This window comes from Streptomyces sp. NPDC020996 (genome assembly GCF_040641355.1).
Lineage (GTDB): Bacteria > Actinomycetota > Actinomycetes > Streptomycetales > Streptomycetaceae > Streptomyces.
The window spans coordinates 1-9,725 of record NZ_JBFADM010000119.1 but is presented as its reverse complement, the minus strand read 5'-3'; the positions used below and the strand labels follow the sequence as shown (position 1 = coordinate 9,725).

The following is a 9,725-nucleotide window of genomic DNA, read 5'->3' as shown; positions in this document are numbered from 1 at the left end:
CTGTTTTCATGCGCATTGTGGTTCTGGCAGGCGGCATCGGCGGTGCCCGGTTCCTGCGCGGCCTGAAGAAGGCCGCACCCGGCCCGGCTCGGCCCGCCTCGGCCCGGCCCGCCTCGGCCCGCCTCGGCCCGGCTCGGCCCGGCCCGGCTCGGCCCGGCTCGGCCCGGCTCGGCCCGGCCCGGCCCGCCTCGGCCCGGCCCGCCTCGGCCCGCCTCGGCCCGGCTCGGCCCGGCCCGGCCCGGCCCGCCTCGGCCCGGCTCGGCACGGCTGCGGGCGGCGCCTACGGCCGGTCGGAACCGGCGGACACCGGGCTTCCCGCCCGCACGAGGACGTCCCCGGCCGCCGTACGTGAGTACAGCACCGACCGCCCGGCCCGCCGCCGCTCCACCAGGCCCGCCTGGAGCAGCACCTTCAGGTGCCGTCCGACCGAGCCCAGCCCCTGCCCGGTGACGGCGGTCAGCTGGGTGGTGCTCAGCGGGCTGCCGAGCAGGACGAGGACCGCGGCGCGCGCGGTGCCGAGCAGCGCGCCGAGCGGCTCCGGCACGCCCGCGCGGGGACCGTCGGCCAGGGCGCCCCGGCACGCGTAGACGACGGCATACCGCTCGCGCTCCTCCCAGGACACCCAGCCGACGCGCTGCGGAGTGACCGGCACGAAGACCAGCTCGGCGCCGGCGAGGTCGCGCGGCGGGAACTCCAGCGGGTTGACCTGCAGCCGGTTCTCGCCGAGCCACCTGGTCCGCCCGGGCCGCAGCTCGTCCAGCACGGCCGCCCAGCCGCCCCGGCTGACCTGCGCGGTGCGGGCGACGACGTCGGCCTCCAGGACGCGCCGACGCCGGTCCCAGTACGGCCGTACGGTCTCGGTCCACACGTACTCCAGCACGCGCGCCGCCCGTTCGGGCAGGTCGTCGCGGTCCAGCTCGGCCGGGAGCGGTTCGCCGGTCAGGGAGACGACGAGGTCGGCGCGGGCCCGGGCGGCGCCGGTCGCGCGCACCCGTGCGACGGCCCGCTCGAAGCTCTCCCCGTCCAGCGGAGTGGGGGTGAGGAAGTCCGCGTTCCAGATGGTGTCCAGGCCGGTGCGGACGAGCCGCGCGGTGACCGGGTCGGCGGCCAGCAGTCCGCGGTAGCCGGGCAGGTGGGCCCGCAGCCAGGCCTGCTCGCCGGGGTGGGCCGGCGTCGCGGCGTGCAGCAGCTTCAGGGCGGCGAGGGTCTCGGCGAAGGGGGAGAGGACGAAGCGGCTGCGGGCGAGCGTGTCGGCGTTGATCTGCCACCAGCCCATGCGCCCTTCCGACCTTCCGCCCCCGCGACCTTCCGCCCCCGCCACCTTTCGCTCTCGCGCGAAACAATATCGGGGGCCTCCGTGGCCTTCCCAGACTCCGTGCATGCGCAGCTACCAGGACCTTTTCCGCACCCCGGAGTTCACGCCCCTCTTCCTGTCCGCCACCGCCCACACTGCGGCCCAGACGGTGGGCGGACTCGCGCTCGGCACGCTCGTGTTCCGGGCCAGCGGCTCTCCGCTGCTGTCGGCGCTGAGCATGTTCGGCCCGTCGCTGGCCCAGGTGCTGGGCGCGACCGTCCTGCTGTCCGGCGCCGACCGGCTGCCGCCGCGGCGGACGCTGACCGGCGTCTGCCTCGTCCTCGCGGCGGGCACGGCCGCCCTGGCGGCGCCCGGCCTGCCGATGTGGGGCGTGTTCGCCGTCGTCCTGGTGCAGGGCCTGGCCGCCTCGCTGGGCGGGGGAGCGCGCTGGGGACTGCTGAACGAGATCCTCCCCAGGGACGGCTACCTGCCGGGGCGCTCGGTCTTCAACATGAGCACCGGGCTGACGCAGATCGGCGGGTACGCGACCGGCGGCGTCCTCACCGCGGCGCTGTCACCGCGCGCCTGCCTGCTCCTGGCGACGGCGCTGTACCTGTCGGCGGCCGTCGGCACGCGGCTGGGCCTCACCCGTCGCCCGCCCCGGTCCGCCGGCCGCCCGTCCGTCTCCGCCACCTGGCGCGCCAACCGGCTGCTGTTCTCCGACCGCCCGCGCCGCCTCACCTACCTCGGCCTGTGGCTCCCCAACGGCCTGATCGTCGGCTGCGAGTCGCTCTACGTCTCCTACGCCCCCGACGCGGCCGGCACCCTGTTCGCCTGCGCGGCGCTGGGCATGCTGGCCGGTGACGTGACGGTCGGCCGGCTGGTGCCGGCCGGGGTCCGGCAGCGGCTGGCCACCCCGCTGCTCCTGCTGCTGGCCGCGCCGTACCTGCTGTTCGTCCTCCGCCCGGCCGTCCCGGTGTGCGCCGTCGCGGTCGCCGTGGCCTCGGCCGGCTTCGGCGCCAGCCTGGTCCAGCAGGAGCGCCTGCTGGCGCTGACCCCGGACGAGCTGTCCGGCCACGCCCTGGGCCTGCACTCGTCGGGCATGCTCACCCTCCAGGGGGTGAGCGCGGCCCTGGCGGGGACCCTGGCCCAGCTCACGTCCCCCGCCACGGCGATGACCCTCACGGCGGCGGCGTCGGCCGCGACGACCCTGGCGCTGGCGTCGTCCGCCCGCCGGTGCGTCCCGCGGCCGCAGCCGGCGTGACCCCCGCGGCCGACGTAATCCCCGCGGCCGGCGTAAACCCCGCAGCTGGCCCAACTCCGCAGCCGGTGTAACCCCCACGGACCGCGGGCTCACCCGCTGCCGCGTCTCACTCCGCGTCGGCGACCACCGAGCCGACCCGGTCGGCGAGGCCCGGGTCGCGGCGGACCAGGACCGTGGCGTAGGCGACGGCGGCGAGCAGGGCGGCCAGCGCCGCGTACGGGAACCAGTTGTAGGGCGCCGGCTGCCCGGGCTTGGCGAGGTAGTAGAGCGGCACCAGGATGGCCAGCACGCCGACGGCGGGCAGCACCAGGTGCCGGACGGTGCGGAACTCCTGCGGACGGTACCGGCGGTAGTACAGCGGCAGGGCGATGTTGGACGCCAGGTAGACCAGCAGGATCAGGATCGAGCCCAGGCTGGAGGCCTCGGTGAAGAAGACCACGGGGTCCATCGAGCCGCCGGAGCCGAACAGATGGCCGAGACCCCAGCCGCCGATGATCACCAGCGCGGTGGCGGTGAAGGTGACGATCGCGTTGTTGGGCGTACGGCGGATGGGGTGCACGTACCCGAAGAACGCCGGCAGCAGCCCCTCGCGTCCGGCGTTGAACACCAGGCGGGCCTGGGAGTTGATGCCGGCGATCAGCACGCCCAGGGTCGAGGTCAGGCCCCCGATGTAGGCCACGAACGCGAGCGCCCCGAGCGTCTGCTGGGCGATGTCGATGAAGGGGATGCCGGCCGCGCCGAGCTTGGCCATGTTGTAGTCGAAGCCGGTCACGGTGGCGTAGGAGAAGAGGATGTAGCTCACCGTCATCACCGCGATGGAGAAGAACACGGCGCGGCCGACGTTGCGCCGCGGGTTCTCCGTCTCCTCCGCGAGCGCCGCCGAGTTCTCCCAGCCGATGAACAGGTACACCGCCAGCGGGAAACCGGCCGCCAGACCGCTCAGGCCGTGGCTGACGTGGCCCGGCAGGAACGGGACGGCGGACAGGCTGCCGTGGTGTTCGACGATCGCCGCGACCGAGACGACGACCAGCACCAGCATCTCCACGCCGAAGAAGTAGCCCGCCCACTTCGTGGAGACCACCACCCCGCGCAGCATCAGCCCCACCGCGACGCCGGTCAGCACGAGCGTCCAGATGATCCACGGCAGCTCGACACCCGTGTAGTGCTCCAGGGTGATCTGCACGAACCCGCCCGAGATGGCGATCACCGCGGCCATCCCGATGATGTAGCCCAGCCCGGCCAGCAGAGCCGTGGTCACCGCGCTGACCGGCCCGAAGGACTTGCCGACGAAGGTGATGAAGCTGCCCGCCGAGGGGTGGGCCCGGGAGAACTCGGCGAGCGTGTTGCCCAGCAGCGCGACCGCGACGCCCGCCGCCACGATGGTCAGCGGGGAGGCGATGCCCGCGGTGGTGCCCAGGAAGGCGAAGCCGAAGAAGAAGCTCATGGCCGGGCCGACGTTGGCCATCGTGGCGGCGGCGATGTCCGCCATGCCGAGCACCCCGCCGCGCAGCCGCTGGGGGGCGGCGCGGACGGGACCCGACGCCGGCGAGGGACCGGCCGCTCCGGGATCGGGCATGACGGCGACTCCTTCTGCGGTGCGATGACGCGGGGTGAGCGGGGTGCTGGCAGTCGTCGGGTGGCGGGGGAGGAGGGGAGTCAGAGGGTGCGGTCGGCGTGATCGGAGTAGTCGGTGTGCTCGCTGTGGCCTGTGCGGTCGCTGTAGTGGTCTGTGTGGTCTGTGTGGTCTGTGTGGTCTGTATGGCCGGTGTGGGCCAGGCGGTGCGCCTTCACCGCCCGCACGGCGGGGTCCATCGCGCCGCGGCCGAGCTCGGCGAGCAGGTCGGCGTGGCAGCGGTTCCGCGCCCGTACGGCGTCGGCCGCCGGGGCGGGCATCAGCAGGCACAGGCGGCCGAGCAGGTCCGCGGCGAACTCGCGGATCCCGGCGCCGCCGAGCACCTCCGCGAGGCCGAGGTGGAAACGGGCCTCCAGTTCGAGCAGCCGTTCCGGATCGTCGGTCAGGTCCATCTCGTCGACCAGCGCCCGCAGCCCCTCGAGCCCGTCGGCCGGGACGTCGTCGGCGCCGCGCGCCACGAGCCCGCACTCGAGCAGCTGGTGGAACGCCTCGAGCGAGGCCGCCTCCTCGGCGTCGTGCATCAGGGCGACGACCGTGTGCCACTCGGGCGCGACGAAGGTCCCGCCCGCCCGGCCGCGCCGGCGGTCGAGCAGGCCGTCCTGGCACATCGCCTCCAGCGCGCGGCGCACGGTGATCTCACTGACCCCCAGCTCCTCGGCCAGCACGCCGGCGTCCGGCAGCCGGTCCCCCGGTGAGACGGACGTCAGGCGCACCCGCAGCGCGATCCGCGACCGGACGAGTTCCGCCCCGGTCTGACCGCTGCCGGGCAGGACACGCACGTCCCGCACCGCGGCGACCGGGCCGGGCCGCGTCGGCCCCGGCTGGCTGTAGGGCCCGAACTTGCCCCCTGGATTCACCACGACGCCACCCTAACGGCCTGCTGAACGGCGTCACGGTCCGCGGCGACGCCGTCCGCACCGGTGGCTGCCGCGACCATACGGCGCGGTTGTTCATGGGGGCTCCCACAGGGGCGGAAGACAGGAGACGGAGGGGGAGGCCGTGGTGACGGTGCGGTGACGGTCATCACGGAAGGGGGGTCTCCGCGTGGCACGTAAAATAGAGCATGGTGAACACTTAAACAAGTCTTGTTCTTTTAGATCGTACTGAACTAATTTCCGGGACACGAGGCTCGTCCCCCTTCGGCGACCGCCGGGCGGCCCGTGCACCCGTGCTCGCCGACGCATGTCCTCTTCCGCACTCCCTCCCTGGATGTCGAATGACCACACGTCCTCCCGTCTCCGCCGCATCCCCCGAGACCACCGCCACCGCTACGGCCACCGCCACCGCCACCGCGACCGTCGCCGAGGGCGCCCCGGCCGGTGGCTCGGGCCTGCAGGCGGGCCTGAAGAACCGCCACCTGTCGATGATCGCCATCGGCGGTGTCATCGGCGCCGGCCTGTTCGTCGGCTCCGGCTCCGGCATCGCCGCCGCGGGCCCCGGCATCCTCATCTCGTACGCGCTGGTCGGCATCCTCGTCGTCCTCGTCATGCGGATGCTGGGCGAGATGGCCGCCGCCAACCCGACCTCCGGCTCGTTCTCCGCCTACGCGGACCGCGCGCTGGGCCGCTGGGCCGGCTTCAGCATCGGTTGGCTGTACTGGTTCTTCTGGGTCGTGGTGCTCGCCGTCGAGGCCACCGCCGGCGCCAAGATCCTCACCGGCTGGGTGCCCGCGGTCCCGCAGTGGGGCTGGGCCCTGATCGTCATGGTGGTCCTGACCGCCAGCAACCTGGCCTCCGTCAGCTCCTACGGCGAGTTCGAGTTCTGGTTCGCCGGCATCAAGGTCGTCGCCATCGCCGCGTTCATCGTGCTGGGCGGCCTCGCGATCTTCGGCCTGCTGCCCGGCTCGGACCACCCGGCGTCCGGCTTCTCGTACCTGACCGCACACGGCGGATTCCTGCCGCACGGGCCGGGAGCGATCCTCACCGGCGTGCTGATGGTGGTCTTCTCCTTCATGGGCAGCGAGATCGTCACCCTGGCGGCCGGCGAGTCCACCGACCCGCGGGGCGCGGTGACCAAGGCCACCAACAGCGTGATCTGGCGGATCGCGGTGTTCTACCTGGGCTCGATCCTGATCGTGGTGTCCCTGCTGCGCTGGGACGACCCGGCGATCCTCAAGGACGGCTCCTACGTCGCGGCCCTGAGCTCCATCGGCATCCCGCACGCCGCGCAGATCATGAACGCCATCGTGCTGACCTCGGTGCTGTCCTGTCTCAACTCCGGCCTCTACACCGCCTCGCGCATGGCCTTCTCGCTCGGCGCCCGCAACGACGCCCCGGCCTCCTTCGGGCGGACCACGGGCCGCGGCGTGCCGCGCACGGCCATCCTGGCCTCGGTGGTCTTCGGCTTCGTCGCGGTCGCCTTCAACTACCTGTGGCCGGACACCGTCTTCCAGTTCCTGCTCAACTCCTCCGGCGCGATCGCCCTGTTCGTGTGGCTGGTGATCTGCTTCTCGCAGCTGCGGATGCGGAAGATCATCCAGCGTGAGTCGCCGGAGAAGCTGGTCGTCAGGATGTGGCTCTACCCCTACCTGACCTGGGCCACGATCGCGCTGATCACCTTCGTCCTGGGCTACATGCTGACCGACACCGCGGAGGGCGGCGGCCGCGACCAGGTGGTGCTGTCCACGGCGGTGGCGGCGGGCGTCGTGGCGGTGGCCCTGGTCCGCCAGCGGCTGAGCGCCAAGCGCGAGGCGCTCGTCACGTCGTCGTAGCCCCGCTCACTGCCCCGACCGAACCGCCCGCCGGACCGGGAGACGCCCGACGTCTCCCGGTCCGGCGTCCTCGTCTCCGCATCGAGCGTCCTCGTCTCCCGGCCCGCCGTCATGGGCCGGACCCCGACGACGTGTCACCGGTGGTGCCGTCCTCCGGCGCGGGTTCCGCCGTGCCTTCCAGTGCGGCCTTCCCTGCGGCCCCCGGGCAGGTCCGTTCCGGCAGCCGGGGAGCCTCCACCACCTTCGTCGTCGAGTCGGAGGAGACGGAACTCGGCGCCGTCTGCGCCTGGCCGTCCACGGATCCGGTGAAGACCTGCTGCGCGTACCCGAGAACGATCGCCCAGCCGATGATCTGCTCCGAGGAGTCCAGCGCCGACAGGCCGGGAATGGAATTGCCCCGCATGAGGAGGATTCCGAGCACCGAGGTCAGCGCGCCGGTCGGGAGTTCGAGAGCGGCGAGTCACCCACCGCCAGGTGAATGCCTGGACGCTTGACGGGGCCCGATGCTGATGGTTGATCGCCTCTTGCACCGGAGCAGTGACGTTCATGCCCCCTCTGGGGCGTCGTCGCCACGCAACGGAGCCGTCCCCGTCGGGCTGCGGCCGTCTCCCGGGTCGCGCGGTCGGGTTTCCTGGTGACTGCCCGTTTCTGTACGGCCCCGGTGACCTTCCTCGAGCACGTGCTGCGACCGGTCGCGAACAACCGCGACCGCCTGCCGGGCGGTACATCGGCCTGTGCCGTCCCGGCCGGGGCAGGTCGCTCCCGGCCGGCCGCCTGTCAGGCCCCGTCGACGGGGGAGCCGACAGCCGGCCGGCACCCTTGCGCGGCGTGCGTCGGCGCAGCTTCAGCCCGGAGGTCTCCGGCCTGAAGCTGCTGGGGTACCGATCCGGCTCCCGTTCCTTCGCGGGGCGTCGGCAGCCGCACACCGAACCGCCGTGCCGTACGGCGTCCCAGACGGGGCAGGCGGGTGTAGAAGCAGTCGGGCAGGAACACGGCGTCCGCAATGATCATCGCGCCCGAGAACACCGGCAGCCCCAGGAGCACCGCGATGCCTGCGTGCATGCTCAGCAGCAGGACGAGGACTGGGTACTTGAGCCTGCCGAACAGCACGAACGGGAAAGCGACCTGTGTGAGGACTGTCAGGTAGCTGATGACCGCGATCCCGATCGGGAACCGGTCCAAGAAGTGGGAGAGCGCGGGCCAGGGCTGGAAGAGTTCGAGGTTCAGGACGTAGTGCAGTGCAGTGCCGTCGGCCCACAACGAGCCCTGGACCTTGTACAGGCCGGCCGATCCGTACAGGAAACAGACCTGGGCCGCGATGACGAACACCCCGCAGTTGTGCACCACCGTCGTCAGGGTGTCGCGGGCGGCGCGGATCTCCATCAGGGAAGAGCTCCGCAACCGCTCCGGCGCGTCAGCCGCGCGAGCCGTCCTGCGCCGCGTCCTGCGTGCGTCCAGGGACCAGCGGCGACCGCACGCGGTGAGCACGAGATAGAGAGACATCAGCAGGACCAGGTTGTCGCCCCCGTCCGTCATGAAGATCGATCGCGCATGGAACGAGGTCACCACGACCGCGAACAGCACGGATGTGGCCCGCGTCCGCCAGCCCAGCATGAACAGGGCAGACGTTACGAGAGCACCCGCATAGCACAGTTCGAAGTAGGCGCGGCTGTCCGACAGGATCAGGAAGCTGTACCAGCCCGTCTGATCGAAGAGCCGCGCCGCCAAGGCGGGGGTCCACGCGGCGTCCGGACCCCAGATCTCGCCGCGGTGCGGGAACTCGCGCAGAAGGAAGACCAGATAGAGCAGCCCGTAGCCGATGCGCAGCACCGATGTGGCGTACAGGGCGACCGGCCGGTCGGTGACGAGTGACCAGAAGGACCCGGGGGACCAGGGGGACCAGGGGGACCACGGGGAATCGCCGCGCACGCGGAGCCGGCGTCGTTCCGTGCGTGTCCGCTCATGCGCCATGACGACTCACCTTCCACCAGGGCAGGAGCCGGTTCTCGACCGGTGTGGGCGGGCGGTCTCCGGCGTCGGCGCCGGGCGCGGTGACAGGCAGCGTGACGACCCGAAGCTGAATGAAGTCGATCTTGCGGCCGTTGTGATGTCCGACGACACGGTCCGCGGCGATATTGCTCAGATACTCCTGCATCATCACGGCCCGTTCCGAGCGCGCCGTGTCGTCCTCCCCGTGCGTTTCGACGTAAGAGGTCCAGGCCCGGCGCAGGAGGTTCTGGGCCGTGTGGCTCGGAAACACCTGGTGTTCGACCGCGGCATCGTCCACGGCGGTCAGGTCGAACCACGGGCTGACCTGCATCGAGTCATGAGGGCCGGTGTGCGCGGTTCTCGCCAGGATCTGCCGGTTGACGGAATCGGGGTTGGGGGCGAAGAGCCGCCAATTCTGCTCGAAAAGCGGATATACCCATGCGTCGACCTGCGGCTTGTACCTCCTCGAGACGGGGTTGGAGGGCGCCACGTGGAGAAACACGAGAACGATGTGGGTCAAAGTCGCTGCCAGACAAAGGATCACGGTCGTGTGCAGCGCGGATTTCAGCACGCGGACACGCATGAGCCCTTTCCCGGGCGGACCGGATTCACCATGGCGTTCCCGCGGCGGACCGGAATCGGACTCCTCGTGTTCCTTCACGTCCGTCGGTTCGATCGGGCTCGACACCGTCCACCTTGCCTTCCTGTCTGCTACCCGCGATCGTCGATTCCTGCTGAGACGCACCGCGGCGTGCGGCGGAATCGTGTGATTCCGCCAGCTCCAGCGCCTCGGCGGGCCGACGCCGGGCGTCTCCGTGTGGCCGCTCGGCCTGAC

At 72.0% G+C, this 9,725-nt stretch carries 8 protein-coding genes; 2 read left to right on the top strand and 6 right to left on the bottom strand.

Annotation, left to right across the window (positions count from 1 at the left end):
* Positions 1–280 precede the first annotated feature (280 nt).
* Entirely contained in the window at positions 281–1,276 is a 996-nt protein-coding gene (locus tag AB0G63_RS38420; RefSeq protein ID WP_360760339.1) for a helix-turn-helix domain-containing protein, read from the bottom strand.
* A gap of 103 nt (positions 1,277–1,379) precedes the next feature.
* Between AB0G63_RS38420 and AB0G63_RS38415 the strand changes: the two genes are divergently transcribed.
* Entirely contained in the window at positions 1,380–2,558 is a 1,179-nt protein-coding gene (locus AB0G63_RS38415) for an MFS transporter (protein ID WP_360760336.1), read from the top strand.
* Between the two features lie 106 nt (positions 2,559–2,664).
* Here the strand turns inward: AB0G63_RS38415 and AB0G63_RS38410 are convergent, their stop codons facing one another.
* A complete protein-coding gene (locus AB0G63_RS38410) occupies positions 2,665–4,134 on the bottom strand; it encodes an APC family permease (protein ID WP_360760333.1) in 1,470 nt (489 codons plus the stop codon).
* 80 nt (positions 4,135–4,214) lie between these two features.
* A complete protein-coding gene (locus tag AB0G63_RS38405) occupies positions 4,215–5,051 on the bottom strand; it encodes a GntR family transcriptional regulator (protein WP_360760330.1) in 837 nt (278 codons plus the stop codon).
* A gap of 356 nt (positions 5,052–5,407) precedes the next feature.
* Between AB0G63_RS38405 and AB0G63_RS38400 the strand changes: the two genes are divergently transcribed.
* Positions 5,408–6,901: an amino acid permease gene (locus AB0G63_RS38400; RefSeq protein WP_360760327.1), complete on the top strand. Its 1,494-nt coding sequence runs from the start codon at positions 5,408–5,410 to the stop codon at positions 6,899–6,901.
* Positions 6,902–7,010: 109 nt separating this feature from the next.
* Here the strand turns inward: AB0G63_RS38400 and AB0G63_RS38395 are convergent, their stop codons facing one another.
* From AB0G63_RS38395 to AB0G63_RS38385, 3 genes are all read right to left on the bottom strand, one after another.
* Positions 7,011–7,304, bottom strand: coding sequence for a hypothetical protein (locus tag AB0G63_RS38395; protein WP_360760324.1), 294 nt, complete (start codon positions 7,302–7,304; stop codon positions 7,011–7,013).
* Between the two features lie 374 nt (positions 7,305–7,678).
* Entirely contained in the window at positions 7,679–8,830 is a 1,152-nt protein-coding gene (locus tag AB0G63_RS38390; protein ID WP_360760344.1) for an HTTM domain-containing protein, read from the bottom strand.
* A 31-nt stretch (positions 8,831–8,861) separates the two neighbouring features.
* A complete protein-coding gene (locus AB0G63_RS38385) occupies positions 8,862–9,473 on the bottom strand; it encodes a DUF5819 family protein (protein WP_360760342.1) in 612 nt (203 codons plus the stop codon).
* Positions 9,474–9,725 lie beyond the last annotated feature (252 nt).

What these genes read in the sequence shown, in the direction of transcription:
- AB0G63_RS38410 (WP_360760333.1), bottom strand. Translation starts at nt 4,134, where the DNA reads ATGCCCGATCCCGGAGCGGCCGGTCCCTCGCCGGCGTCGGGTCCCGTC.
- AB0G63_RS38415 (WP_360760336.1), top strand. Translation starts at nt 1,380, where the DNA reads ATGCGCAGCTACCAGGACCTTTTCCGCACCCCGGAGTTCACGCCCCTC.
- AB0G63_RS38400 (WP_360760327.1), top strand. Translation starts at nt 5,408, where the DNA reads ATGACCACACGTCCTCCCGTCTCCGCCGCATCCCCCGAGACCACCGCC.
- AB0G63_RS38420 (WP_360760339.1), bottom strand. Translation starts at nt 1,276, where the DNA reads ATGGGCTGGTGGCAGATCAACGCCGACACGCTCGCCCGCAGCCGCTTC.
- AB0G63_RS38385 (WP_360760342.1), bottom strand. Translation starts at nt 9,473, where the DNA reads ATGCGTGTCCGCGTGCTGAAATCCGCGCTGCACACGACCGTGATCCTT.
- AB0G63_RS38395 (WP_360760324.1), bottom strand. Translation starts at nt 7,304, where the DNA reads ATGCGGGGCAATTCCATTCCCGGCCTGTCGGCGCTGGACTCCTCGGAG.